At 44.9% G+C, this 26574-nt stretch carries 28 protein-coding genes, 1 pseudogene and 1 riboswitch; of the genes and pseudogenes, 21 read left to right on the forward strand and 8 right to left on the reverse strand.

Annotation, left to right across the window (positions count from 1 at the left end):
- Positions 1-70 precede the first annotated feature (70 nt).
- The 4 genes from AS030_RS00835 to AS030_RS00850 all read left to right on the forward strand — a co-directional run bounded on the left by AS030_RS00835 (position 71) and on the right by AS030_RS00850 (position 3277).
- Positions 71-790 (forward strand): AzlC family ABC transporter permease, encoded by a 720-nt coding sequence (locus tag AS030_RS00835; RefSeq protein ID WP_061967337.1) that lies wholly within the window; start codon positions 71-73, stop codon positions 788-790.
- Positions 780-1091 carry an AzlD domain-containing protein gene (locus AS030_RS00840; RefSeq protein ID WP_061967340.1) on the forward strand — a complete coding sequence of 104 codons (312 nt, stop codon included), beginning with the start codon at positions 780-782 and terminating at the stop codon, positions 1089-1091. Before AS030_RS00835 ends, AS030_RS00840 begins: the two co-directional genes overlap by 11 nt.
- Before the next feature lie 295 nt (positions 1092-1386).
- Entirely contained in the window at positions 1387-2262 is an 876-nt protein-coding gene (locus AS030_RS00845) for a Cof-type HAD-IIB family hydrolase (protein WP_061967342.1), read from the forward strand.
- Positions 2263-2392: 130 nt separating this feature from the next.
- The gene (locus AS030_RS00850; RefSeq protein ID WP_061967344.1) at positions 2393-3277 is read left to right on the forward strand and encodes a glycerophosphodiester phosphodiesterase; all 885 of its coding nucleotides are present in this window, start codon (positions 2393-2395) and stop codon (positions 3275-3277) included.
- 13 nt (positions 3278-3290) lie between these two features.
- Here the strand turns inward: AS030_RS00850 and AS030_RS23310 are convergent, their stop codons facing one another.
- Positions 3291-3455, reverse strand: coding sequence for a YetF domain-containing protein (locus AS030_RS23310; protein WP_141686998.1), 165 nt, complete (start codon positions 3453-3455; stop codon positions 3291-3293).
- Positions 3421-3684, reverse strand: coding sequence for a hypothetical protein (locus AS030_RS24735; protein ID WP_420889642.1), 264 nt, complete (start codon positions 3682-3684; stop codon positions 3421-3423). Before AS030_RS24735 ends, AS030_RS23310 begins: the two co-directional genes overlap by 35 nt.
- Positions 3685-3838: 154 nt before the next feature.
- Between AS030_RS24735 and AS030_RS00855 the strand changes: the two genes are divergently transcribed.
- Positions 3839-4666, forward strand: coding sequence for an HAD family hydrolase (locus AS030_RS00855; RefSeq protein WP_061967346.1), 828 nt, complete (start codon positions 3839-3841; stop codon positions 4664-4666).
- Between the two features lie 87 nt (positions 4667-4753).
- Complete coding sequence (locus tag AS030_RS00860; RefSeq protein WP_061967348.1) at positions 4754-6052, forward strand: M48 family metallopeptidase; 1299 nt, start codon at positions 4754-4756, stop codon at positions 6050-6052.
- Positions 6053-6079: 27 nt separating this feature from the next.
- Here the strand turns inward: AS030_RS00860 and motB are convergent, their stop codons facing one another.
- Together motB and motA are read right to left on the reverse strand one after the other, a co-directional pair.
- Positions 6080-6859: a flagellar motor protein MotB gene (gene motB, locus AS030_RS00865; RefSeq protein WP_061967351.1), complete on the reverse strand. Its 780-nt coding sequence runs from the start codon at positions 6857-6859 to the stop codon at positions 6080-6082.
- Positions 6852-7637: a flagellar motor stator protein MotA gene (gene motA / locus AS030_RS00870; protein ID WP_061967353.1), complete on the reverse strand. Its 786-nt coding sequence runs from the start codon at positions 7635-7637 to the stop codon at positions 6852-6854. Before motA ends, motB begins: the two co-directional genes overlap by 8 nt.
- Before the next feature lie 223 nt (positions 7638-7860).
- Here motA and AS030_RS00875 point away from each other — a divergent pair, with 223 nt between their 5' ends.
- From AS030_RS00875 to AS030_RS00885, 3 genes are all read left to right on the forward strand, one after another.
- Complete coding sequence (locus tag AS030_RS00875) at positions 7861-8064, forward strand: RNA polymerase sigma factor (protein ID WP_061967355.1); 204 nt, start codon at positions 7861-7863, stop codon at positions 8062-8064.
- Complete coding sequence (locus tag AS030_RS00880; RefSeq protein ID WP_061967357.1) at positions 8061-8636, forward strand: TlpA disulfide reductase family protein; 576 nt, start codon at positions 8061-8063, stop codon at positions 8634-8636. Before AS030_RS00875 ends, AS030_RS00880 begins: the two co-directional genes overlap by 4 nt.
- Before the next feature lie 155 nt (positions 8637-8791).
- Positions 8792-10222 (forward strand): ATP-binding protein, encoded by a 1431-nt coding sequence (locus AS030_RS00885; protein ID WP_061967360.1) that lies wholly within the window; start codon positions 8792-8794, stop codon positions 10220-10222.
- A gap of 132 nt (positions 10223-10354) precedes the next feature.
- On the opposite strand, the gene AS030_RS00890 is transcribed toward AS030_RS00885, so the two are convergent.
- Positions 10355-11026, reverse strand: coding sequence for a CAP domain-containing protein (locus AS030_RS00890; RefSeq protein ID WP_061967362.1), 672 nt, complete (start codon positions 11024-11026; stop codon positions 10355-10357).
- A gap of 88 nt (positions 11027-11114) precedes the next feature.
- Positions 11115-11657: pseudogene (locus AS030_RS22795) on the reverse strand (histidine phosphatase family protein); the annotation flags it as partial.
- Positions 11658-11792: 135 nt separating this feature from the next.
- Here AS030_RS22795 and AS030_RS00895 point away from each other — a divergent pair.
- The 7 genes from AS030_RS00895 (at position 11793) to AS030_RS00925 (ending at position 18360) form a co-directional block, all read left to right on the forward strand.
- On the forward strand, positions 11793-12422 hold the full coding sequence (locus AS030_RS00895; protein WP_162264534.1) for a hypothetical protein: 630 nt from the start codon (positions 11793-11795) through the stop codon (positions 12420-12422).
- 398 nt (positions 12423-12820) lie between these two features.
- Complete coding sequence (locus AS030_RS00900) at positions 12821-13276, forward strand: MarR family transcriptional regulator (RefSeq protein ID WP_061967367.1); 456 nt, start codon at positions 12821-12823, stop codon at positions 13274-13276.
- A 113-nt stretch (positions 13277-13389) separates the two neighbouring features.
- Entirely contained in the window at positions 13390-13572 is a 183-nt protein-coding gene (locus AS030_RS00905; protein WP_061967369.1) for a hypothetical protein, read from the forward strand.
- 90 nt (positions 13573-13662) lie between these two features.
- Positions 13663-15165: a cardiolipin synthase gene (gene cls / locus AS030_RS00910; protein ID WP_061967371.1), complete on the forward strand. Its 1503-nt coding sequence runs from the start codon at positions 13663-13665 to the stop codon at positions 15163-15165.
- Positions 15166-15252: 87 nt separating this feature from the next.
- A complete protein-coding gene (locus tag AS030_RS00915) occupies positions 15253-16035 on the forward strand; it encodes an undecaprenyl-diphosphate phosphatase (protein WP_061967374.1) in 783 nt (260 codons plus the stop codon).
- A 77-nt stretch (positions 16036-16112) separates the two neighbouring features.
- A riboswitch (cyclic di-AMP (ydaO/yuaA leader) is annotated at positions 16113-16256 on the forward strand.
- Between the two features lie 91 nt (positions 16257-16347).
- Entirely contained in the window at positions 16348-17004 is a 657-nt protein-coding gene (locus AS030_RS00920; protein WP_061967377.1) for a potassium channel family protein, read from the forward strand.
- Positions 17005-17016: 12 nt separating this feature from the next.
- Positions 17017-18360, forward strand: a complete 1344-nt coding sequence (locus tag AS030_RS00925; protein ID WP_061971393.1) for a TrkH family potassium uptake protein — start codon at positions 17017-17019, stop codon at positions 18358-18360.
- Between the two features lie 39 nt (positions 18361-18399).
- On the opposite strand, the gene AS030_RS00930 is transcribed toward AS030_RS00925, so the two are convergent.
- Together AS030_RS00930 and AS030_RS00935 are read right to left on the reverse strand one after the other, a co-directional pair.
- On the reverse strand, positions 18400-19785 hold the full coding sequence (locus AS030_RS00930; RefSeq protein WP_082635664.1) for a branched-chain amino acid transporter BcaP: 1386 nt from the start codon (positions 19783-19785) through the stop codon (positions 18400-18402).
- 124 nt (positions 19786-19909) lie between these two features.
- Entirely contained in the window at positions 19910-20371 is a 462-nt protein-coding gene (locus tag AS030_RS00935) for a hypothetical protein (RefSeq protein WP_061967381.1), read from the reverse strand.
- Between the two features lie 181 nt (positions 20372-20552).
- On the opposite strand from AS030_RS00935, the gene hutP reads away from it, so the two are divergent.
- From hutP to hutG, 5 genes are all read left to right on the forward strand, one after another.
- A complete protein-coding gene (gene hutP, locus AS030_RS00940; RefSeq protein ID WP_061967383.1) occupies positions 20553-20987 on the forward strand; it encodes a hut operon transcriptional regulator HutP in 435 nt (144 codons plus the stop codon).
- A gap of 132 nt (positions 20988-21119) precedes the next feature.
- Positions 21120-22652 (forward strand): histidine ammonia-lyase, encoded by a 1533-nt coding sequence (hutH, locus tag AS030_RS00945; protein WP_176716368.1) that lies wholly within the window; start codon positions 21120-21122, stop codon positions 22650-22652.
- A 16-nt stretch (positions 22653-22668) separates the two neighbouring features.
- Positions 22669-24330, forward strand: a complete 1662-nt coding sequence (gene hutU, locus AS030_RS00950) for a urocanate hydratase (protein ID WP_061967388.1) — start codon at positions 22669-22671, stop codon at positions 24328-24330.
- Positions 24331-24340: 10 nt separating this feature from the next.
- Positions 24341-25597 carry an imidazolonepropionase gene (gene hutI, locus AS030_RS00955; protein ID WP_061967391.1) on the forward strand — a complete coding sequence of 419 codons (1257 nt, stop codon included), beginning with the start codon at positions 24341-24343 and terminating at the stop codon, positions 25595-25597.
- On the forward strand, positions 25590-26537 hold the full coding sequence (gene hutG, locus AS030_RS00960) for a formimidoylglutamase (RefSeq protein ID WP_061967393.1): 948 nt from the start codon (positions 25590-25592) through the stop codon (positions 26535-26537). Before hutI ends, hutG begins: the two co-directional genes overlap by 8 nt.
- Positions 26538-26574: the final 37 nt, after the last annotated feature.

Raw genomic sequence — 26574 nt, forward strand, 5'->3', positions numbered from 1 at the left:
ATATAACATACAATATGTATAATATAACATATAATTCTGAATAAAGTGAACAAAAGGAGTGTTCTTCATCATGATCCCGATTCCTGCTATTTCTGCTGCAAATCATGATTTCAAGAGAGGAATCCAGGCGGGACTGTCCATTGCCATCGGTTATTTGCCTATTGCTTTTACATATGGTCTGCTGGCAAAGTCGAGTGGATTGTCACTGCTTGAAACAGTTGGAATGAGCATCATTGTTTTTGCAGGAGCATCCCAATACATTGCTCTTTCCATGATTGCAGCGGGTACAGGTGCTTTTGAAATCATCATCACTGCCTTTATCATGAACATCCGCCACCTGCTGATGAGTGCTTCGTTAAACGAAAAAATGGAAGAGGATACGAAGTGGAGAAAAGCCGTGTACGGATTCCTCATTACAGATGAGACCTTTTCTGTCGCAGCAACACGGACTGAAAGGAAACTTGCTTCTTCTTTTATGCTGGGACTTGGTTTAACGGCCTACGGAAGCTGGGTGATCAATTCGGGCATTGGATACCTGATCGGAGCAGGACTGCCGGAAACCATTCAGGCCGGAATGGCTGTTGCATTATATGCCATGTTTATCGGCCTTCTTGTTCCATCTGCCAAAAAATCCAGCAAGGTCATACTCCTGGCAGGTACAGCTGCTCTGTTGAATTCGCTGTTTTCATTGTATGAGCCACTGTCAGGAGGATGGGGCATTATTCTATCCACCATTATTTCAGCTGCCGGCATTGAATTTTTGATGAAGGAGGAAGCCCATGGAAACTAATTTGCTCTGGATGATTGCCGGTATGGGGGTGGTCACCTATCTTCCGCGTGTGCTGCCGCTTATTGCCCTGGATACGGCCATTATCCCCCAGAAATGGCAAAGCATCCTGAAGAATGTTCCATTTGCCATTCTTGGGGCCTTGATTTTTCCCGGAATTCTGCACATCAATGAAGGCAGCATGTGGTATGGCATTGTGGGAGCTGGTATAGCTTTGCTTTCTTCATGGCTGAACTGGAACATCATTCTCGTGGTCCTAAGTTCGGTGTTGGCCGTAAGCCTTTTCTCTTTTTTGGGATTATAACATAAAGATGATTAAGGTTTTCTTTCTTCAATCATTATGATAGTATGAATACTCAAACGATTGGAGGGGAATCAAATGTATCTTCATATGATTCGTTTTGCTTTAACCGGTTTGTTTTCAATGACGGCGGCTTCCCTCATGTTGTTTCAGTCTCTGGAAGTTTTTCATGCCTTCCTGGACATTTTTTCAGGTTTTTTTCATAGAGATTAAAGGGTAAAGAGCTATACTTAGCTCTTTTTTTTATGAAAAAGGGCACACTGAAAAAGGAAAGACGGAGATAAAGGATGATTGTTAAATGAAACTTATCGCAATAGACATGGATGGAACACTTGTCAGCAAACAACTGAAGGTTACCAAAGCAAACAAGGAAGCCATTCAAAGGGCTCGTGAAAAAGGGCATATGGTGGTTATTGCGACGGGAAGATCCTTTGATGAAGCACGCTATACACTTGGTGAAGCAGAGCTGCATCTTCCGTTGATTTGTGTGAACGGAGCAGAAATCCGTAATGAGAAATGGGAGAAAGTCACCAGTATCCCAATTCCGTTCAAGCAATATTTTAATGTGGAAAAGGCGCTGCGCGCAAACAACATTTATTATGAAGTCTATACCAGTGAGGGGACCTATACCGATAACCGTGAGAAGGCCTTCAAGGTAATGAAGGATATTGTACTCACCTCCAATCCGGATGCGACAGAAGATGATGTGCATAAAGCCGCATTGCGCCGTTTTAAGCTTGGGACGGTCAAGTATATCCATGATTACGACCTCTTGATGGAAAGAGAAGGCCTTGAAATTTATAAAGTGCTGGCATTTTCCAGCGAACCGGAAAAAGTGGCCAATTCGGTTGAACGATTGAAACAGATTGATCATCTGGCGGTCAGTTCTTCCGCAAACAACAACCTTGAAATTACTAATGCAGATGCACAAAAGGGATTTGCACTCGAAAAATTTGCGAAGCTGAATAAAATCAGTCTTGAGGACACGATGGCAATAGGTGATAATTACAATGATGTTTCCATGCTTGAAAAGGCGGGCATCAGCGTTGCCATGGGCAATGCCTATGATGAAATCAAAACTATCGCCAAATTCGTGACCAAGACAAATGACGAAAGCGGCGTCGCCTATGCCATTGAAAATTATCTCGAAGAACGGAAAACAAGCCTGGCTTAACACGCCGGGTTTTTTTGTGTTGTAATCCGAACGTTACACACCTTTACAGTTTATTTACTTCGTCTTCAATCAGGCTTAATACTCCCTTGATACGCTTTTCTCAGTTGGAAAAGCGGAAGGGGAGAGAAAATTGAATAAAAAAATGAAAACTTTGCTGGGTGCAGCTGTTCTTGGGGCAAGCTTATTTGCGGGGGCAACGACGGAGGCGGCAAAAAATCCGCATGATGATGTGCTCGATATCGCCCACCGGGGAGCGTCAGGCTATGCGCCGGAGCATACGCTCACTTCTTATAAAATGGGTGACCGCATGCATGGAGATTACATAGAAATCGATCTTCAAATGACAAAAGACGGCAAGCTGATTGCGATGCATGATGAGACGGTTGACCGTACGACAGATGGGACAGGAAAGGTCAAAGATTTTACGCTGGAGCAGATTAAAAAGCTGGATGCGGGCTCTTGGTTTAACGAAAAATACCCGCAATATGCCAATCCACGCTATGAAGGATTAAAGGTTCCGACGCTTGAAGAAATCTTTAAGACGTTTGGGAAAAATAAAAAATATTACATCGAAACCAAATCACCGGATGTATACCCTGGGATGGAAGAGGCTCTCCTTCGTTTAGTCAACAAGTATGATATCAACAAGGATACACTGCTTGTCCAATCGTTCAGCAAAGAAAGCCTGTTGAAAGTGCATGAGCTTGATCCATCAGTGAGATTGATCCAGTTGTTATCCTACAAGAAGCATGCTGTTCTGACGGATCAGGAAGCAGCAGACATGAAGAAATATGCAGTGGGGATCGGGCCGAACTTCAATTACCTGGACCAAGCCTATGTGCAAACCGCGCGTCAAGCCCACCTGGATGTGCATCCTTATACAGTAAATGAGGCAACGGATATGCAAAGGCTGATTGATTGGGGAGTTACCGGAATGTTTACGAACTTCCCGGATAAGCTTCACCGGCTTATAAAAGAAAACCGTGATCCTCATCATAAAGCAGAAGCTAAATAAAACGCGAAGCCGCTCAGACAATGAGCGGCTTTGTATTGTCCTTGGGAGCAATATACAGTGTTCCATCTTCTTGAAGCTGTGCGAGAAACACCGATTTGCTGGAGGAAATGCCGGCTTTATGAAGCTTGCTCTGTACCCATTTATCACTTAGTCCGTATTCCTTCAAATTCCCTCTCATCAGTTTCCCATCCACGAAATTCAATGCCCAGGATCAAGAGCACCCAAATGACCACAGCAACAATTCCGTTGGAAATGGAAACATCCTTATAATGAATGATCATCTCTCCGACGATGTTTCCAAAGGCGATGCTTGTTGCGTAATTGAAGTATGTAAGTTCACCCAACTGCTTTTGCCGAGGACTTTTGTGAACAATAATAAGAAAGCCAGTCCCAATAGGGTCCTGTATGCCGTTTCTACCATTCCGTCCATGCGCTCACCTCTTTTTCACTAGTCTTATTTTGGCCGGAAAACAGCGATCACAAACACTGGAAAAGGATCAGTCCTGTTTTACTTCACCGCTTATTGCGAATACAATAGATGGGGAAAGGAGTGGAGAAGAGTTGAGAGATCTGATAGAAAATAGTGAGCTTTTAATCTTTGATCTGGACGGAACCTTATACGAGGACACGGACCATTTTGACTATTACTGTCGTTTGCTCCAGCAACGGGCAGACCGTGGGATTCAGGAGGAATTTTACGGGGCGTACGAGAAAATGAAGAAGGGGCTTCATCCGGTGGCCGTTGGAAAAGTGTATGACCTGAAATTGGACATGGCACTTACGGTTGATCCTCTAACCCTGCAGGTAACCGCTGCTCATCACTGGGATGGCTCCCCCATGGAAGAAGAAACCTTGAAAAGGGAATATCCTGGTGAGTTACTCTATGATTTCGAACGGTTTATCGCCATTGGTGACGGATGGTGGCTGCCTTATGTCACTGCCATGCATTACGGCCTTACGCAGCAGGATACATGGGACGCCTATAACGCGACAAAACTCTATATGGTCAGTGATGAATTTTCATTATCTAAAACACCTGGTTTAAAAGAAAGCCTGGAACGCCTGAAAAAGGACAAGTACCTTGTCTTAATGACAAACAGTGAAGAAGATGATGTGCTAAGACTTCTCAAGGAGCTGGGTCTGGACGGACTTTTCCATGTCATTTATCCATCCACCCAAAAGCCGGTCAAAACAAAAGAAGTATTGTCTGAGATCCTGGCGAAATGGAAGATTGTTCCGGAGAAAGCGGTTTCCATCGGTGATAACTTTATCAATGAGATTGCTCCTGCCCTGCTAATGGGCTTAAACGCAGTATACATACAGCCCAACGGCTACCAATTACAGCATGATAATTTAACGGTGGTTCCCACGCTGGCGGATGCTTTTTAAAGAATGGACCACCTTAGCTCTTTTTTGTTCTATTTCGGACAAAGTTACCTAAACTAGGTAATAGGATGTCCGTAAGGAGGAGAGCGTGTGAAAAAGGCACTTTTGTTTGCCACAGGCTTTATTTTATATGGTGTGCTGATGTGGTATTACTTGTTGCATGGAGCTCATACTGAGCTGCCGATTCAGTACCGGGGATCGGCCGCTGATCCGACCATGTTTATGAACGGCCGTCAGTTGAAACTGAGCTATGATTTCTCCCGGCTTAAAGACTGGATTTACTTCGTATCCGTTCCATTGGAATGGTTGATTTACCTGCTTGTATTGGGATTTGGCCTTTCGAAAAAGATGCGCAGCGCCGTGAAGGGCATCACCCGGTTTTCACTCGTTCATACCGGGCTTTATGTTCTATTGCTTTCTTTTGTAAGCTGGCTTTTGACGTTCCCGCTGCGATATTACAGCTATACTGTTTCCAGGGATTATCACATTTCAGTTCAGCTGTTCAAAGGCTGGATGAAGGACAGTCTCATCGATTTTTGGGTGGGATGGTTATTTACCTTTCTCACCGTTGTTGTCATCTATTTCTTTATCAGGAAATCCAAAAAGAAATGGTGGCTGTATGCTTGGCTGATTTCCATTCCATTTACCATTTTCATGTACTTTATCCAGCCAGTTGTGATTGATCCGTTGTACAACAAATTCTATCCATTGAAGGACCAGGCGTTAAAAGAAAAGATCTTGACGCTTGCCGACCGGGCGGAGATACCCGCTTCAAATGTTTATGAAGTGAATATGTCAGAAAAGACAAACTCCCTGAACGCTTATGTGAATGGAATCGGCTCGAATTTGCGGATTGTGCTGTGGGATACCACACTTGATCGTTTGAATGATAAACAGGTTTTATTCGTCATGGCACATGAAATGGGACATTATGTGATGAACCACTTGTACCAGAATTTGATCGGAGCGATTATTCTTACGCTTTTCGGGTTATTTCTGGGAAGCAAGGTCTATACGTGGGCCCTGGCAAAATGGGGGAAACGATGGGGAATTAAAGGACCAGGGGATATTGCCGGACTCCCTGTTCTGCTTTTGATATTCAGTCTTCTCTCTTTTCTGGCCGGACCAGTGGAAAATGCCGTTTCCCGTAAAGCCGAAAAAGATGCAGACCGGTACGCCATTGAAATGACTAAAGATCCAGAAGCGGCTGTAGGAGCTTTTCAGAAGCTGACGATTTCCGGACTCAGCGAGGTGAATCCGCCAAAGCTGGTGAAATTCTTTTTATACGGGCATCCCACCATGCTCGAGAGAATCACCTTCCTTGATTCCTACAAGGACAAATATCAGCCAAAAGAACTTCAAAATGCAAAGCAGCAAAAGCAGCAGTAAAAAAGGCGGGGCACATTGCCCCGCCTTTCATTTGTCTTTTTCAAGGCTGTAGTTTGGAAGGACGAGAACCTCAACCCGCCGGTTTTTCGCTCTGCCTTCAGCTGTTTTGTTGCTCGCTCTCGGACGATATTCGCCATATCCGCTGGCACTGAGCGTTTTAGGGGAGAGATTGGGGTTGGTGCGCAAAATCTGCATAAAATTAATGGCACGCATCGCGCTCAGTTCCCAATTGGACGTATACTGCGCATTCTTGATTGGAACGTTATCGGTATGCCCTGCGATAATAATGTTTCGCGGCGGATTCGTCACAAGCAGTTTGGATAAATCTTTCCCAATGCCTACTGATTCCGGTTTGACTTCCGCGCTTCCCGAATCAAACAGCGCATTATCTAAAATGGTAATTAACAGCCCGTTTTCCGTCAGTTTGGTCTGCAGGCTTTTTGACAGGTCCTTGTCTTCGATAAAATTGTCAATGTGTTTTTTTACCTCTTGAAGGGATTCCAGTTCCTTCTTCGCTTTTTCCATGCGTTCTTTTTCCTGAAGGGACAGTTGAACCAGCTTCTCTTTGTCCGGCAGTGGATCTGTTTCCGGAGATGAAATGGGCGCTTGTTCCTCCATCATGCCGGTTCCTCCTGTAAATTCGTCATTGAATGCACTTGCCATCTGCTTGAATTTGGAGGCATCGACCTCACTCATGGCGAACAGAACGATGAACAGTGCCAGAAGAAGGGTCAGCATGTCTGAATAGGGAACCAGCCAGGATTCATCCACATGATCATCGTGCTTCTTCCTCTTCCTTCTAGCCATTATTTACACCTTCCTTAACCTTCTCTCGTTCACTGGATGGCACATACGTTAATAATTTTTCTTCCAGGATTTTTGGAGAGGTTCCATCTTGTATGGAAAGGATGCCTTCAATCATGATTTCCTTGAGGAAGATCTCGTGCTGTGATTTTCGCTTCAGTTTATTTGCAAAAGGATGCCATAAAACATATCCCGTAAAAATACCAAACAGGGTGGCAATGAACGCGGCGGATATAGCATGGCCAAGCGCTTCAATATCGTCCATGTGGCTCAGGGCGGCGACAAGACCCACCACAGCTCCCAGCACTCCCAGTGTCGGCGCGTACGTTCCTGCCTGTGTAAAAATGGCTGCGTTGCTTAAATGCCGGTCCTCCATGGTCTCGAGATCTTTCAATAAAACATCTTTTATAAATTCAGGAGATTGTCCATCCACGATCATTTTAACTCCTTGCTTTAAGAAAGAATCATCAATTTCTTCCGACATCGGCTCTAGAGCAAGCAGACCTTCTTTTCTTGCAATCGTCGCCCACTGGATAAAGAGACGGATCAAGTCTTCAATGGGAACGACCTTTTGGTCTGTAAACAATAGTTTAAAAAGGCCGGGAAGCTTTTTTACTTCATGTACCGGAAAGGCAATCAATATGGCTGCTGCCGTCCCTGCAAAAATAATCAGTAATGCCGCAGGATTGAACAGGGAAGAAAGTGCAACCCCTTTTAGAACCATCCCGGCTCCTATGGCAATAATGCCCGTGATGATGCCGATAACTGATGTTTTGTCCATTTTTGTTTCATCCTCGTTTTTTGCTATTTTCGTATATTATGTATATCGGCTGATTCAAACGGATATTTATAGGTCAATAGTGGGAGACAGGTGAAAGAATTTACGAAAAAAGTCATCCAAATGTCAATTTCGTACGTTAGCTTTATAACTACTTTCCGATGGGATAAGACAAAGAGAAACTCAATCGGTATAATAGCAGTAAAACCAACCTAAGGAGAATAGTATGTCAAAGCTTACTGATTTTGAACTTTATACCAAAGTTCAAAATGGGGATAAATCAGCCCTGGAGCAGATTTGCGATCGATATGAAAAACTGCTGTTTTCCTTTGCCTTCCGAATGACCCAGAGTAAGGATGCCGCCGAAGATGTGGTACAGGAAGTGTTTGTTAAACTTTGGAGAAAAAAAGGGGTCTGGGCTTTTTCATGAAAACAAAACCATTATTGATGATTTTAGTACTGACTGCACTGATCGGGATTGGTGTCTGGACGTCACAGAAGGAATCCCACAGCGTCCATGAAAATCCAAAGCCGACAGAAAGCTTTCAACCGGTGAACGGAAACGGACAGACAGGCCTGAAGCCCGGCAATACCCTTCCAGATGCTGCTTTGACTTCGTTGGAAGGGAAAACCGTTTCGTTAAAAGAGTTTCGGGGGAAAAAAGTCATTTTGAACTTTTGGGCTACATGGTGTCCTCCTTGCCGTAAAGAAATGCCGGATATGCAGAAAATGTACAGCCGCCATAAAGATGATCAACTGGAGATTGTGGCAATCAATCTAAGGTATACGGAAAAAAGTACGGAGGCAGTCTCCGATTATGTAGAGCATCGAAAAGCCTCCTTTCCGGTTCTGCTTGATCGGGAGGGGAAAGTCAGTAAAAAATTTCAGGCTGTTTCGCTTCCTACCAGTTATTTGATTGATTCCAACGGAGTGGTCCAAAAAAAAATTATTGGCGCGTTATCACCTAGTCTTATGTCAGAGTTTATTAAACGCTCCAAATAACCCCCTTTTCACGGGGGTTTTAGTCTTTTTATCCTAAAATTTTACATTGAAAAATTAGGCAATTCGAATACTAGGAGTTTTTGACTTTTTAGCGAAATAGTAAAAGGGGAATAGAGGCTATATCAATCCAACTATGGAGGAAAAGGGGTATAACCATGGTTGAACGATCATTGGTAAAAATGATGAAACTGCAGAGGACGCAAGAAAAACCTCTAAGGGAGGATATGCAGATTACTACCTTGGAAATGGATTCAGTCCACTATTTTCGACTAAAACGAACAACGGCCGGAAACTATACAATCACCTTCTCGGAAGGCGTGATAGCCGATGAATTGGGTTTTCACTTTATGGGATCGGGGGAAATGGCCACCGGTCAGCCGGCAGAACAATTGAAGCCCTATTTTGAAAAAGCATTTGGCGGGGTGCCGTGTTTTTACAGGACCGGTAATGCAAAAAGAACCCTGTATACCTCGCTTACCCCTGTCTTTTCCAATGGGAAAGTAATCGAAGTAGCAGGTGCTACTGCAGATTATTCCGGAAACAATTATCCCGTTGCAGAGCAAAGGGAATCGTCGCAAAAATATAAAGAAATATTTAATCATAGTATCCATCCTACCCTGCTGTTGGATGATAACCGTGTCATTCTTGATGCCAATCCTGCCGCCCGCCGGCTGCTCGGAATCAGTCCTTATGATGTAGAACGGAGCAGGATAGATGCGTTTATCGTCGGGGAGCCTGGATTTGATGTAACCCTCAATTGGGATTTGTTCTTGCTTGACCCTGCGTACAGGTGGGAGTTTAACCGGGGTACTGCACATAATAAAAGGCTGATTGAGTTTACGGGAAAAAAAGATATTCTTCCCGGGATCCATTTGGGGATTTTACAGGATGTTACGGAGCGAAGGCAAACCCAGGAACGGCTGCGCAAAGCAGAAACATTAAATGTAGTCGGGGAAATGGCTGCAGGTGTTGCCCATGAGATCCGTAATCCTTTAACAAGCCTGAAGGGTTTTGTACAGCTCATGCAAAACGAGGGACAGGCTCATGAGGTGTATTATTCCATTATTCTGAACGAGGTGGATAGAATTGACCATATTATTAAAGAATTTCTGCTCCTCGCCAAAACGGACCGCCAGGAGGTACAGAAAATCAGCCTGGTCAATACGCTGAAGGAAACGGTCTCTCTCCTGGAAACACAGGCGATCTTAAAAAACATCACGCTCGATCTTGTGTGCGAAGAAGATCTTCCGGATAGTCATTGTGATCCGTTTCAGATGAAACAAGTATTTATCAACCTGATTAAAAATGCGATTGAAGCAAGTAATGCTGGCGGAAAGATTTCAATTACAGCCAAACGCAAAGATAGCAAGTACATTCACTTCACATTCACCGATAACGGAACAGGTATGCCCAACAAAGTGTTAAACCGAATTGGAAAACCTTTTTATACGACGAAAGAAGATGGGACCGGCCTCGGACTGATGGTCAGTTATAAAATTATTGAAAACCATAAAGGTACCGTGAATGTATCAAGTGAAGTGGGAAAAGGGACGACCTTTGAAATATCCTTACCTTTATCCCCCTAAATGAGCCACATTGAAAGTTGACTTTAACCATACTGCTTTAGCAGGTGTTTCGTTGGCTTTTTTGTTCTGATTGTTCTATCTGTAAGCAAAAAAAGAGGCAGCCCTTAAGGCCTGCCCCTTTCAAAATCATTATTATCCAGTAAATTCTTGTACGAACATTTTACCGTATTTTCCACCGTCCACAATTCCGATGCCGACTTTAGTGTAGTCGGATTTAAGGATGTTTTCACGGTGACCTTGAGAGTTCATAAGTGCAGTATGAGCTCCATCTACTGAAGAGTTTCCAGCAATGTTTTCACCTGCTGTTTGGTATTGGATACCAAATTGTTTCATCATATCAAATGGAGATCCGTATTTAGGTGAATTGTGATCGAAATAGTTATTATCGATCATGTCCTGTGCTTTTACACGGGCCATTTTAGTTAGTTCCATGTCCACTTGAAGTGGTTTTACTCCTGCTTTTTCACGCTCTTGGTTTACTTTTTCAACCATTTGTTTTTCATCAGCTGTAAGCTGTCCTGCTGCAGCGTCAGATTTTGGCGCTTCACTTGTTTTTTGCTGCTCTTGTTTTGGAGCTGCCTGTGTTTTTTCTTGAGCTGGAGCTTGTTTTTGCTCAACGTTTTGAGCTTGTACATCGAATCCTTGTTCCTTTAGAGATTCGATTAATTTATTGATATCAGCATTGGATTGAACCTGCTGTACCTGTACGTTTTGTGATTGCGGGCAATCAGCCGCATGTGAAATCCCTGCGTTCGCACCAAAAAGAGATGCACCTAGAATTGAAGCTACTACTACCTTTTTCATGGATGAATTCCTCCCGTTTTTGTATAGTGATGTTAGCTACAACACAGGTTTCGGGTATAGGTGACCATGATTGGGGGTTTGGAAACAACTCCCAGTTTAACAGCCGGATTTTTTGGGCAAGACCCTCATCCAGTAAGACCTCATACACATCGGGATTGGAGAACTGCTTCCAATCGGGAAAACCGATGCGCTCATCAAACCTTCTTAACAAGAGCGCCAATAAATTCCCATGGGTCACAAGAACGGTACATTGATCCGGAGAGGCTTGGATGTCTCGTATTAACTCACTAACACGGTCGGTTGCGCGCTGGCTGGATTCGCCACCTTCAAGTACTGCTTCAAAGTTGGTAAACGAATATTCAAGGTGATCGAGCCAGTCTGGCAGATCCATTTGAGACAGTATTCGTTCTCCCAGGCGCTCATCTGTTTCGATGGGCAGGTTTTTGAAGTGTGCAAGGGGCTCGATGGTATCCACAGCACGGACAAAGGGGCTTGAAATGATCCGGTCAAAGGGTTTCATCATTAAAAAGGCTTTTAACTTTTGTGATTGGGCTATTCCTTCTTATGTAAGGACAGCGTTTCTTTCCTGACCTGATGCCTTACAATGCCGGACAGCGATAACTCGTTTCATGGCTGTTCCTCTTTCTACTATGTATTGTTCATAACTGTGTATGTTTCGAGGCCGCTAAACCAAAATCCTTTAACGAATACTGTAACAGGAGAATTTTTCCGTTATCGTTCGATCCAGATGAAAGGAGCAAAGAGTGTGTATCCCGAACTTAAGCAATTCAATCAAATGAGCAAGGATTATGAGCAACGTATAAAAGAGGCCCATGATCGTTGGAAAGTGATTAACAGACAAAAGGAGACAGCTTCAAGAGAATATGAGCAATTGCTTGGGCAATACGGCCGAAGAAATTCAAGAGTAGATATCGAAACTCTCCATGAAAGCAAGGATGAGTATCTTCGTCTCCTGGCAAAAGAAAGAGAAGCAATGGAACTTCTCGATGAATTGAAAGAAAGCAAAAATGACAGGATGAGGGAATTTGTTGATACGCTGCTGCAGGCAAGAGACCGGGAAGTTGATGCGGCAACAAGGACCATGAAAAAGAAAATTGACGAAATGCAGCGATTAAAAGCTGAATATTTAATGATTGTGCAGCAAATTCATCAGATTCACCAATACGTGAATGGCATTGAAGAATCCACACTCCAGGCTTTTCAAACCATCGGAACCCGGTATAACCAGAAATCGGATTTCTCCATTTACCCCGCTCTGTCGAGAATGGAGATTACACACCGGGAAATTCAGCAGGTATTTACAAAAGGAGATTTGCCGGCTGAACTGTCCAAATTTACAGACCTATACTCATCGTTTCATCTTCCCAAAAAATAAAAAAAGGCCATAATCGTTTTGATTATGGCAAAATGCCGAACGCATGATGAAGAATTGGGGTGGGGAAGTGCTGTTTTGCCGGTGAGACATCTGGCCGGCAGAGAGAGTGATATTCTCTACATGATTACATTATGCTCGTATGCCGGCTGAAGTCTGGACAAGTGCCATGATGAAAAAGCCCATTTTTCTGCTTCGTATTTCGCCTTCCAACCAGCTGCCTCTCTTCAGCAACCTTTTTTTCTACTCACTTCGCCATATATTTTCCAGTAATCATCACCTTTTGTCTTTATAATGGGCCATTCAGCCTAGGACATCCAAATTTTCAAAAAAATAAATTTCCAATGTTTAGATTTTTTAGTATAATGTTATTAGATCATAAAGTTGGGGGACTCTATTCAATGAAAATAGAAGGACTAAAGGCATATGTAGAAAAGCTGGAAGTGGCTCATTATATCCTGTCAAAAAGTTTGCATCCGGAAACAACAGGTGATGGAGATTTGACACGGACCCAATACATCCTTATGAGAATGCTTTCGGAAAGGGACCGTTGGACGGTTACGGAGTTGGCGGAGGTGCTTGAAGTAAAGCCAAGTGCTGTGACTGTAGCCGTAGACCGACTGTATAAAAAAAATTATGTGCAGCGCTATCGCAGTGAAGCAGACCGCAGGATTGTATATCTTGAATTATCTGAAACCGGCAGTGGGATATTAAAAGAAGCGGAAGAGCGCCGGCTTGAAAGCATGGAAAATCTGCTGAGCAGAATTTCCAGGGACGACCTAGAAGCACTGATTACGATTTATGATAAATTCGGAAATGACACTAAGCAGCATAAAGCCTTGACCTTGGCCCCTTAAAGCGACGGGAATTTTTCCCGTTGTTTTTTTGTGTCAAAACCTCCTTTGTGTATCATACTCCCCGTAAAGTTGAAAATACTAAGGTTATTCCAGCTTAAGGAGGTAGTGCTGTTATGCTGAGAAGAGAAGGGATGGTCCCGACTGTACTTGGAATCATTGTGAGTTTGGCCTCTTTTTCGTTTGGCGCATCCACCCGAAAATATTCCGGTCTTTCAAAGGTTCTGCTTGGCTTTGGATTGGCGCACATTGTGCTTGGGGTCATTGATTTATTTGAACATGATCGGGACGAATGGTAAGAGGGGGAGTTCTTTCTCCTTCTTTCTGTTTAAAGAAAGGTTTTATAGGGAATTTTTCATATAAATCCATTAGCAGTAGGAGAATGTACCATGAAACGGATTATTGAATTTATTTTTGTGCTTATAATGGTCGCTGCACTATATGTTATTATTTTTTCTGACCTGGGCTTTTTTTGGAAATGGGGCTTCGCTGCCCTGTATGCTTCCATCATCCTGATTACATTATATTCCCTGGTTTTGGAAAACAGGACAGCGCAGCATACTCTGGTTTGGATCTATGCCCTGATTTTCTTGCCGCTTTTAGGCTATATCTTTTATCTTTATTCCGGTCAGCTTTACTTAAAAGGACACCTGTTTCGCACAAAGCGCAAACATGACCGGGAAGAGCTTCAGCTGTTGGCGAAAAGGGAGCAAAAACCCGACTTCTCTGATTTTAATGATCATCAGGCATGCTTTGCCCGGTTCTCCCACAACGTCACAATGACCTTTCAAAATACAGCTACCCAAACAAACATTTTAAAAAATGGAGACCAAACATTTCCTGAAATTAAGAAACGGCTTTCAGAAGCGAAACGCTATATACATATTGAGTATTACATTTTCAGATCGGACCGCCTGGGAAAGGAAATCATAGATATTCTGATTGAAAAAGCAAAAGAAGGCGTGGAGGTCCGTTTTCTGTATGATGCTGTTGGAAGCTTATCCCTGTCTGCTGCCGAAGTAGACCGGATGAAGCAGGCAGGCATTCATGTGTATTCCTTCCTTCCTATTAAGTACGGATTTTTCAACCAAAAATTCAATTTTCGAAATCACCGTAAAATCATTGTGATTGATGGTGCTGTCGGCTTTGTTGGTGGCCTGAATGTCGGGATTGAGTATTTGGGTGAAGATGAACGGATGGGCTTTTGGAGAGATACCCACATGGTAATGGAAGGGGAAGCGGTGCAAACCCTGCATGCCATATTTTTGCTCGACTGGGATTACGTAAGTGACGAATACCTTTTGGAAACCGAAGAATATTTAACCCCGACACCAGTGAAGGGGGATGGTGCCGTTCAGGTGGTCCCAAGCGGTCCGGATACCCAGGAAGGCATCATGAGTGATCTATACTATTCCATGATTTCCTGTGCCACCAAATCGATATGGATTGCCACACCCTATTTTGTACCGACAGAGTCCATTCGCACTGCGCTCAGGATTGCATCGAGAAAAGGGGTTCAGGTAAGGATTATGGTACCGGAAATCAATGACGGGTTTCTTACCCAATATGCCACCAGGTCTTACTTTCCGGAATTGCTGCGCAGCGGGATCGAAATATATTCCTATAAAAAAGGATTTTTGCACCAAAAAGTAATCATTGTCGATGGAGACCTTGCCTCCATCGGAACGGCGAACATGGACATGAGGAGTTTTCATCTGAATTTTGAAGTCAACGTGTTTCTCACTGGGACCTCTTCCATCGAGGAGCTTGTGGAACATTATGAAGAAGATATAAAGGACAGTGAAAAAATCAGACCCGTAGGTTTTTATAAAAGGAGCGTATGGGAAAGGACGAAGGAATCAACTGCCAGGTTGTTTTCCGGAGTTCTGTAAAAGTCGCACCCCAGGTTCTCCAAATCTGTACTATCCTTGTCCCCAAGTGAATAACCTTTATCATGCTGTGTGATAAGAGGTGATCTAATGGATTGGATTGAAGCAGTGGTGTTGGGGATCATACAGGGATTAACCGAATTTTTGCCGATTAGCTCCACAGGCCATTTGCTGCTGGGCAGGCATTTCTTTCGGTTGGATGAAGCAGGCTTGTTTCTGGACAGCATGCTTCACATTGGAACACTGATCGCGGTTATGACGATTTATTGGAAAGAAATAAAGGAACTGATTCGTCAGCCTTTTAGCCGGCTGTCACTTCTTCTCGTTGCGGGAACCGTTCCCACTGTCATTATCGGCCTTTCATTTAAGGATTACTTTGAGGAAATCTCAAGAACCGGAATTACGGTTGGGTGGGAATTTCTCGCCACCGGCTGTATTCTTTGGCTTGCCGATTCCATGAAATCCAGGGGTTATAAGGAATTGGAAGACATCACACTAATGGATGCGGTTCTGATCGGAAGCTTTCAAGGTGCGGCCATATTGCCCGCCGTTTCAAGGTCAGGCCTGACCATCGCAGCTGCGCTTTTCAGGAAGATTGACAGGGGGACAGCTGCCTATTTTTCGTTTCTGCTGTCCATTCCGGCCATTGCCGGCGGGTGTCTTCTGCAGATAAAAGATGTGCTCGGGGGCCAGGCAGAAAAGCTCTCCTTTTTTTCCTTGTTTCTCGGTACGGTGATGTCGGCGGTTTTTGGGTATTTGGCGGTTAAGTGGATGATCGCCCTTGTAAAAAAGGGATCGTTAAAAGGCTTTGCCATCTATGTCTGGCTGCTTGGATTCACCATCATTGGCATGCAGGCGGCGGGTCTTTTTTAACCTTTTATGAAGGAAGGAAAGAAAGGATTGACATTTGATTCCTGCAGGATTACATTATAACTATTCAAAATTACATAACCTTTAGATCGCTTAATTTTAAGATTTTGTATAAGCTTAAAAGCGGGGGAACCAATCATTTGGGGTGAATCTTTTTATTAAAGAGGGGATACTTCCGATTCCTAATCCGTCAGCTAACCTCGTAAGCGTTAAACAAGGAAGAAAGGGACAGTTTGAATAGTGACTGACCATTTTTTTGATGGTCTTTTTTATTTGCCAACTAAAGGGATATTTGACGTACAAGGAGAGAAAAAAATGGACAAGCAGTTTGCGGTCATTGGATTGGGCCGTTTTGGCGGAAGCATATGCAGGGAATTTGCAAAAATGGGCTATGAAGTCATGGCGGTGGACAAGGATATCGAACGGGTCAATGAGTTCGCCAATATTGCCACCCAGGCTGTTCAGGCAAACTCGACGGATGAAAAGGCATTGAAAGCGCTCGGTATCTGTAATTTTAACCATGTCATCGTATCAATCGGTGAAGACATCCAATCCAGTATTATGACGACCCTTCTCTTAAAAGAAGAGGGTGTTAAAAAGGTATGGGTCAAGGCAACAAATGATTATCACCATAAAGTCCTTGATAAGCTTGGAGCAGACCGGATTATTCATCCGGAAAGGGATATGGCCCTTCGTGTGGCCCAGTTGATCACCTCCGAAAAAATTATCGATTTTATTGAACTTTCTCATGAACACAGCATTATCGAAGTAGGGGTAACAGACAAGCTGGCTGGTAAAACGTTAACCGAGCTTGATATCCGTGCCAAATATGGGTGCAATATCGTGGCTATTAAAAAAGGCAATGATATTCTTGTTTCTCCGATAGCAAATGTGGTGCTGAGACAAGGGGACATGCTTGTGGTGATTGGCCAAAACAGAGATCTCAATACATTTGAAAATGAAGGGGTGTAACGTTCAGTGGCTCTGAAGGTTGAAAAACGGAGAGCTTTTCTGTATGAACCAATCCAGCTCAATCCTCCCCAAATCCTTGCCCTTCTTTTCCTGGTGCTTGTGCTGGCCGGAGCCTTGCTGCTTAAGCTGCCCATTGCATCTGAAAAAGGGGTCAGCTGGATTGATGCGTTCTTTACGGCGGTATCTGCAGCTACAGTAACAGGCCTGGTGACGGTTGATCCCGGCTCTACTTTTACCCTGTTTGGCGAGATTGTCATTCTCTTCCTGATCCAGGTGGGAGGGCTCGGAATCATGTCATTTGCCGTTCTCGTTGTCCTTATGCTTGGTAAACGGATTGGCATTAAACAGCGTCTCATCATGCAGGAAGCCTTAAATCAGCCATCCATTGGCGGAGTGATCCGTCTGGTCAGAAATCTTCTCATCTTTTCCCTGTCGATTGAGGCCATTGCGGTGATTCTCCTTTCTTTTCGATGGGTACCGGATCTTGGCTGGGGAAAAGGAATCTACTATAGTATTTTTCACACCATAGCCGCCTATAATAATGCAGGTTTTGGGCTGTGGCCTGATAACTTGGTGAGGTATGTGGGCGATCCGACGGTCAATCTTGTTATTACCTTATTGATCATTACCGGTGGGATTGGTTTTACCGTACTGGTTGACCTTTGGTACAGCAAAAAGTGGAAAGATTTATCGCTCCACTCTCGTATCATGATTTGGAGCACGCTGTTTGTCAACGTGGTTTCCATTCTCGTGTTTTACGCGTTTGAATATAATAATCCGCACACCTTGGGTCATTTGTCATTGGGGGAGAAGATATGGGCTGCCTATTTTCAGGGAATCTCACCCCGAACGGCAGGGTTCAATACAATTGATATCGCTGGCATGAGGCAGGATTCCCTGCTCTTTATGATTATGCTGATGTTTATTGGAGCAGGAAGCGCTTCTACAGGTGGAGGAATCAAGCTGACGACGTTTATAGTGATTATTTTTGCAGTACTTACGTTTTTGCGGGGAAAAAATGAAGTTACCGTTCTGAAGCGGACCATAAGAACAGGAATTATCCTTCGTGCCCTTGCCATTGCCACCATTAGCATGCTGCTTGTGTTTACGGGGGTCATGCTGTTGGCCATGACGGAGAAAGCTCCATTTTTAACGATTCTGTTTGAAGTGGTATCGGCATTTGGTACAGTGGGGCTTACCATGGGGTTTACCTTTAAATTGACTTTGATTGGAAAGATTATTATTATTTGCGTGATGTTCCTGGGGAAAATCGGGCCGCTTACACTCGCGTTTTCAATTGCAAGACCCGATAAGTCGAATATCCGCTATCCGGATGGAGATCTGTTTACAGGATAAAAGAACGTGTGCGGTAAGTACGCACACGTTCTTTTTTACTTATTTATTATTTAGGTTGCTTGTTCGGCGGGCGTAAAGGAAATAGATGATTAACCCTATAGAAATCCAAATCACAAATGAAATCCATGTGATGGCCGGAAGACTGATCATCAAGTACAGACAGAAGATGACGGTCAGGACTGGCAGGACTGGAACAAATGGGGCCTTAAACGAACGTTTAAGATCAGGATGGGTTTTCCTTAATATCAAAACAGCAACAGCAATGAGTGCAAAAGCAGACAATGTCCCCATGTTCACGAGGTGGGCAAGGGTAGTCAAATCGATAAATCCTGCAATCCCTGCTGCTACAAATCCAGTCAGCCATGTGTTTTTAAACGGTGTTTTAAACCTTTCATGGACTTTCGAAAGAACGGGAGGCAGCAAACCGTCACGGCTCATTGCATAGGAAATGCGGACCTGAGCAAAAAGCATGACGAGAAGCACGGTGGTAATTCCTGTTATGGCACCTACTGATACAAGACCGGCAATGGAATCCTGTCCCACATAATGCAGAGCAAAAGAAACCGGGTCTGCCACATTTAGTTTGGCAAATGGCACCATTCCCGTTAAGATGAGGGACACAATAATATAAAGTACTGTACAGATTGCAAGCGACCAGATGATTCCCAGCGGCAGATCGCGTTGCGGACGCTTGACCTCTTCTGCCGCGGTCGCAACCGCATCAAAACCAATATAAGCAAAGAATACGGTAGCGGCACCGGCAACGATACCCTGAAAGCCAAACGGCATAAATGGTGACCAGTTGTCCGGTTTGACATAGCCGATTCCAGCCACGATGAAGAGCACAATTACAGCCAGCTTGATGAAAACCATAATGTTGTTTACACGGGCACTTTCGCGAATGCCCCTGCTCAACAAGGTTGTAATGATCAAAATAATAATAACAGCGGGAAGATTGATTATACCGCCTTTTCCTGTTCCGGGAGCGGAAGCCAGTGCTGCAGGCAAGTGAAGACCAAATCCTGCGATCAGTGACTGAAAGTAGGCGGACCAACCGGTGGCAACGGCTGAAGTCGCCAGCAAGTATTCAAGCATAAGGTCCCAGCCGATCAAAAAGGCAAATACTTCACCAAGGGTTGCGTACGTGTAGGTGTAAACACTGCCTGCAATGGGGACCGTTGAAGCAAATTCCGCATAACAGAAAGCAGCAAACGCACAGGCGAGTCCAGAAATAATGAACGAAAGAATCAGGGCAGGGCCTGCATGTTCGGCAGCAACCACTCCTGTTAATACAAAGATCCCGGTTCCGATGATAGCGCCAATACCCAACAAGGTAAGATCAAATGCTCCGAGTGAACGGCTTAGCCCTTTTTGCTGGCTTTGTGCCAGCATCTCGGAAATGGATTTTTTTCGAAGTATATTCATAGATGCCTCCATTTTTAAAATAAATAGAAAATATAGAAAATTTATATTTTCAAACTATTTGTAGTATATTGTCGAAGAGCTTGCTTGTCAACAATTATTAAGTGAGAAAAGTTACCATCTTATGTTAACTGCCGAGAAGCTGGGAGAGGAGGTCACTGTATCTCTTCTTTTCGTCCTTTGTGCTCACAGATCCGTATTTCATCAAGGTTTCTCGTATCATTTCCCCTTGTTTTTTCTCGCTCCAGCAGACATAAGCCTGATATCCGGAAGCCTGAAGGTACGAATTGAGCATATTGTGGTCAGGGCCGAAAAAGAAAGCCAGATGATCAATAAACATCCGGATCCTGTTCAGATCGACCGGTGCAATATGCGTATCCAGGTGATATTTGTAAGGATTAAACTCATCACGCTGAAAAGATATGCCATAGCATTCATCCTCAAGCAATAGTCCGGGTGCCGTTGGAAGAATAAGAAAAGGTATATCCTGCTCATCATACCCGATAAAAAAATCAGTGCTGGTTTCATTTTTTACAGGCTGCCGTTTCATGGTGGCTCGTACGATTTCTTTTTGTACGGTTATCAACACTATCACTCTCTTTCATGAATTGTTACCTACAGCTTGTCCGCTAGATTGCTAGTTTATACATTGGGTTGTGCTGATTCGCTAAAGTGATAAGTTGTTGAAAGGGAATTGACGAACAATTCAGAAACGAATACACTGAGGATAGTACTCAGCCATTAGTGGAAAGATCGAAAGAAGTGGTAGGATGTCACTTGCAGAACAAAAGCGAATCGGTAAGATTGCCATGCTTTATGTGTTGGATGAAGCCCGGCAGGAAAGCGTGGAAGAACTGGGTTGGATTCATTGCAGCGGCAAGGTAGGCTCAATGGAATCCAATAAAATTGTTGCAGCGATTGAAACAGCAGCCAAGAAGAATGAAGTGATCAACGGCAGCGTCTACCGGGAGACTCATGCACTCTACCATGCGATTATGGAAGCGCTTCATGGTGTAACACGAGGCCAGGTCCAGTTGGGAACTGTTCTTCGCACCGTCGGTCTGCGTTTTTCCGTGGTCAGAGGCCAACCATATGAGCAGCCCGAAGAAGGAGAATGGATTGCTGTAGCTTTATATGGAACCATTGGCGCCCCCGTTAAGGGACTTGAGCATGAAGCCATTGGACTCGGTATTAACCACATATAACAAAAGATAACAAAAGCCCATAGTGATTAGTGATCAGGGGGCTGTATTTTAAGACAACAGGTGTGCCTGTTTCTTTAAATGCAGCCTCTTTTTGTTTGCACTTCATTAAAGGGAAAAAGGAGCAGAATCGTCATGGTCATTTTGACAGGAAATACACTGACACTTGAGGAAACAAAACGAATCATGAAAGACGGTGAACAGGTTGCTGCCTGTAAAAAAAGTATGGAGAGGGTAGGTAAGAGCCGGAGTGCTGTTGAGCGGATTGTGGATCAGGGAGAAGTAATTTATGGCATCACCACCGGTTTTGGAAAGCTGAGCGATGTCTATATTGCGCCTGAAGATACAGAAAAGCTGCAAATGAATTTAATCAGAAGTCATGCTTGCGGGGTAGGTGAACCGTTTCCGGAAGAGGTCAGCCGCCTTATGCTCGTCTTGCGTGCTAATGCCTTGCTTAAGGGTTACTCCGGCGTCAGACGAGTTGTGGTTGAAACGTTGCTGAAGCTCGTAAACCATCGGATTCATCCGGTTATCCCCCAGCAGGGCTCTCTCGGAGCAAGCGGCGATTTAGCTCCGCTCTCCCATCTGGCTCTTGTATTGATCGGGGAAGGGGAGGTGTGGTATCACGGGAAGCGAATCGCTGCGATGGAAGCCTTGCTTCAGGAGGAAATCCTGCCGCTTACTCTTACGGCAAAAGAGGGGTTGGCATTGATCAACGGGACGCAGGCCATGACTGCCCAGGGGGTGGCAGCCTATCTGGAGGCGGAACAACTGGCCAGCCAGGCGGAATCCATTGCGGCAATGACGATGGAGGGGTTAACGGCCATTACAGATGCGTTTGATAAAGAAATCCATCTCGCCCGGGGCTACAAGGAACAATGTGAGGTTGCAGAGCGGATCCTCTCCTACTTAGAAGGAAGCGGGCTGACGACCAGACAGGGAGAAGCAAGGGTACAGGATGCGTATTCCATCCGTTGTATTCCTCAAGTGCATGGAGCTTCCTGGCAGGCGCTGGGCTATGTAAAGGAAAAACTTGAAATCGAAATCAATGCAGCGACAGACAATCCCCTCATTTTTGATGAAGGACGGAAAGTTATTTCCGGCGGCAATTTTCATGGCCAGCCAGTAGCGCTGGCGATGGATTTTCTCAGTATAGCTATGGCTGAATTTGCCAACATTTCGGAACGGCGCATTGAGCGGATGGTGAATCCGCAGCTGAGTGATCTCCCCGCCTTTTTAAGTCCGAACCCTGGACTTGAGTCGGGAGCAATGATTATGCAATATTGTGCGGCTTCTCTTGTGTCAGAGAACAAAACGCTGGCTCATCCTGCCAGTGTCGATTCCATTCCCTCGTCCGCCAATCAGGAAGACCATGTCAGCATGGGAACCATCGGCGCCAGGCATGCTTACCAGATCATCACAAATGTGAGAAGGGTGCTTGCAATCGAACTCATTTGTGCTCTTCAGGCGGTAAGGTTCAGAGGAATTGACCGGATGGCACCTAGAACAAGAAAAATTTATGAACAGGCCAGTTCAATCTGCCCGCCGATCACATCGGACCGTATGTTTTCAAATGATATTGAAAGAATGAACGAATGGCTCAAACACAATCGCTGGGATAGCCTCATTAATGTGTCCGGTGAAAATCCAAAAGAAATGCAACGATAAAAGGGGGAAACGTAACATGTCAGATACTATTCAACGAATCTCTGCTCCACGCGGAAAAAAACTTCATACAAAGGGATGGGTACAGGAAGCTGCACTAAGGATGCTAATGAACAACCTTGATGCAGAAGTAGCAGAAAAACCGGAGGAACTTGTCGTATACGGAGGAATCGGAAAAGCGGCTAGAAATTGGGAGAGCTATGAAAAAATCGTGGCTACTTTAAAAGAGCTGGAAAGTGATGAAACCCTACTGATTCAATCTGGCAAACCGGTTGCCGTCTTCAAGTCTCATAGTGAGGCCCCAAGAGTACTTCTTGCCAACTCGAACCTCGTTCCCGCATGGGCCAACTGGGAAACGTTTCGTGAGCTTGATGGAAAAGGGCTGATGATGTACGGCCAGATGACCGCGGGAAGCTGGATCTATATTGGCACACAAGGGATACTTCAAGGCACCTATGAAACTTTTGGGGAAGCGGCTCGCAAGCATTTTCATGGTTCGCTCGAAGGGACACTTACCGTTACAGCAGGACTCGGGGGTATGGGAGGAGCACAGCCGCTGGCCGTTACGATGAATGGCGGTGTGGTTATTGCCATTGAATGTGATCTTTCCCGCATTCAACGCAGAATTGATACGAAATATTGCGATGTGCTTGCTCTCGATCTTGATGAAGCATTAATGATGGCCAAACACGCAATGGCTGAAAAGCGTCCGCTTTCCATTGGTTTGTTAGGCAATGCTGCAGAATTATTGCCTCAGCTTGTAAAACGAAATGAAATTCCTCAGCTCGTGACTGACCAAACGTCAGCACATGACCCATTAAACGGCTATCTTCCTGCAGGAATGACCATGGAAGAGGGGGCACGGCTTCGCAAGGAAGATCCTCAGGGGTACATCCAAAAAGCAAAAGAGAGCATGGCCGTTCATGTTCAAGCCATGCTGGACCTGCAGGAAAAAGGAGCTGTCACGTTTGATTATGGCAACAACATAAGACAGGTTGCATTTGATGAAGGCATAAAAGATGCCTTTGCTTTTCCGGGCTTTGTTCCTGCTTTCATCCGGCCATTGTTCTGTGAAGGAAAAGGGCCATTTCGGTGGGTGGCATTGTCAGGTGATCCTGAAGATATCTATAAAACGGACGAAGTCATTCTCAGAGAATTTGCAGATAACGAACATTTATGCAACTGGATCAAAATGGCCCGGGAAAAAGTTCAATTTCAAGGATTGCCTTCACGAATATGCTGGCTCGGATATGGAGAACGGGCAAAGTTTGGCCGTATCATCAATGAAATGGTGGCAAAAGGAGAGCTTTCCGCTCCAATTGTCATCGGCCGTGATCATCTGGATTGTGGTTCGGTGGCTTCTCCAAACCGGGAAACCGAAAGCATGCTGGATGGCAGTGATGCCGTAGCCGACTGGCCAATCCTGAATGCGCTCATTAACTCGGTCAACGGAGCAAGCTGGGTTTCCCTTCATCATGGCGGAGGAGTAGGAATGGGCTACTCTTTGCACAGTGGGATGGTGATTGTGGCCGACGGTACTCCTGAGGCAGGCGAAAGATTGGAAAGAGTGCTTACCTCAGATCCGGGTATGGGCGTGGTCCGGCACGCGGATGCAGGATATGAGTCGGCGAAGAAGACCGCCAAAGAAAAAGGAATTCATATGCCAATGTTGCAGGAATAGGAGGGAAAAAATGCTGGATACACTACTCACACCCATCGGACAGCTGCTGATGATTACGGGTTCAAAAGGCCCAAAACGGGGAAGTGACATGGCCGTTCTTCCTGTGATTGAGCATGGTGCCCTCGGGATAAAGGATGGAAGAATTGCGTTTATCGGAAGTGCCGAAGAGGCAAATGGGCTAGAGGCAAAAGAAAGAATAGACTGCAGTGGAAAAGTCGTTTCTCCCGGCTTGGTAGATCCCCATACCCATCTTGTTTTTGGCGGATCACGGGAACACGAAATGGCATTAAAACAGCAGGGGTTGTCCTACCTTGAAATACTGAGCCGGGGAGGCGGTATTTTTTCCACTGTAAAAGCAACGAAAGCAGAAAGTGAGGAATCCCTTTTTCAAAAGGGGCTGTTCCATCTTGACCGGAGCCTGAATCTTGGCATCACCACCATGGAAGCGAAAAGTGGCTATGGACTGGACAGGGAAACGGAGCTAAAACAGCTAAGGGTCGTTAAACAATTAAATGAGGCGCATGAAATGGACATCGTCTCCACATTTTTGGGTGCACACGCCCTGCCCCCGGAATGTAAAGCGGAGCCTGATGCATTTTTAAACAGCATGCTTGACCTCTTGCCGGAAATTAAAGCGGAGGGGCTTGCAGAATTTGCAGATATTTTTTGCGAGACAGGCGTCTTTACGGTTGAACAATCCCGTAACTTTCTGGCATCTGCCAAAGAGATGGGGTTTGGAGTCAAAATACATGCCGATGAGATTGACCCTCTTGGCGGAACGGAAATGGCGTGTGAAATTGGGGCGGTTACGGCAGATCATCTTGTTGGTGTTTCCGAAAAAGGGATTTCCCTGCTTGGGACAGCGCCGACTATTGCCGTCTTGCTGCCGGGGACTACATTTTATCTTGGCAAAGACAGCTATGCTCCTGCCAGAAGCATTATTGAAGCGGGCGGAGCTGTCGCCTTGTCAACCGATTTCAATCCGGGAAGTTCACCTACTGAAAATCTGCAGTTTATCATGAATCTGGCCGCTCTGCGCCTTAAAATGAAACCGGAAGAAATCTGGAATGCGGTAACGGTAAATGCAGCGCATGCAATTGGAAGAGGAGAAGAAGCCGGTGCAATCGAGATTGGAAGATGGGCAGATATTGTGTTATGGGATGCTCCCAACTATCATTATCTTCCCTACCACTATGGTGTAAACCACGTAAACACTGTATGGAAAAAAGGCAGGAAAGCTGGGGAAAGGAAGCCTTCTTATGCCTGATATCCGTTATCTTTTGCCCGCCAGTGAACCTAAATTCAAGGATAGTGGAATAACGAAAGCAGGTGAATTGCTAAAAGCCTGGAACGGCAGTCCGGCAACCGGGATCGGACTGATTGGAGCTCCTTTATCCAAGACCTCGATATCCCATTCGGGAGCTGCCATGGCACCGGAAGCCATTCGAAAAATGCTGCATTCCTTTACAACCTATAGTGTAGAAAAAGACAAAGATCTCAAGTCAATGGCTATTACCGATTTTGGGGACATCACTCCCCATGTAACAGATCTGAAAGAAACACAGAACAGGTTTGTAAAAGTGATACAAGAAGTGCTTGAACGCAATCCGGATATCATTCCTGTAATCCTGGGCGGCGACCATTCGATCAGTGCGTCGAGTATCAGAGCCTTTAAGAAGGTTAAAGGGCCGGTTGGGATTATTCAGTTTGATGCGCATCATGATCTCCGAAATCTTGAAGATGGGGGACCTTCCAATGGTACCCCCTTCCGCCAATTAATAGAAGGGAACGATATTAAAGGAGAACATCTTATTCAAATCGGAATCCGGGATTTTTCAAATGGCAGAATGTATACAAACTATGCCAAAGAAAATGGCATTAAGATCTATTCCATGAACGATGTCAACCGTTTGGGAGCAAGGAGGATTTTGGAGGAGAGTGTTCGTACTCTAAAATCCAAGGTTTCTTCCATTTATGTTTCTGTGGATATGGATGTACTCGACCAGGCGTTTGCTCCGGGTTGTCCGGCGATCGGACCCGGAGGAATGAACAGTGAAGATCTTATTCAGGGGGTACAATATCTCTCCACCTGCCCGGATGTTAAGGGGATGGATATTGTCGAGGTGGATCCAACCCTTGATTTCAGGGATATGACCAGCCGTCTTGCGGCTTACCTGATCCTTCAGTTTCTTCTGAATCGCCCTTGATATAAGAAGAAAACCATCCAGAAGAATGACGCTGGAT

Origin of the sequence: Fictibacillus enclensis (assembly GCF_001457035.1) — a bacterium.
GTDB lineage: Bacteria > Bacillota > Bacilli > Bacillales > Fictibacillaceae > Fictibacillus_C > Fictibacillus_C enclensis.